This window comes from Lysobacter sp. 05T417 (assembly GCF_056396405.1).
Genome location: NZ_JBFTLK010000033.1, coordinates 1 through 369, shown reverse-complemented (window position 1 = coordinate 369; position 369 = coordinate 1). Strand labels below are relative to the sequence as shown.

1 protein-coding gene is annotated in these 369 nt (G+C 66.1%); it reads left to right on the top strand.

The features are described 5' to 3' along the window. Nucleotides 1-369 (top strand): tripartite tricarboxylate transporter substrate-binding protein (locus AC1DER_RS17255; protein ID WP_477358237.1); only part of this gene is annotated, 369 nt, incomplete at both ends.

Genomic DNA, 369 nt, shown 5'->3' with positions numbered 1-369 from the left:
AGGCCCTACCGAGGTGCCGCGCCGTTGGTGCAGGACCTGCTCGGCAACCAGATCTCGGCCGGCATCATGCCCATTGCCGACCTCGTCGCTCACCAGCAGTCGGGCAAGCTCAAGGTGCTGGCGGTCAACGGCACCCGGCGTGCCGCATTGCTGCCCGACGTGCCGACGCTCAAGGAACTCGGCCAGCCGCACTTCGACAACCTGGAATGGACCGGCCTCTTCGTGCCGGCGGGCACGCCGCGGCCCATCGTCGACCAACTGAATACGGCACTCGGCAAGGCGTTGGCCAACAAGGACGTGCAGGAACGGCTACTCAAGCTCAGCAGCGACCCGAATCCGAGCACGCCGGAAGAACTCTCAGCCCTCATC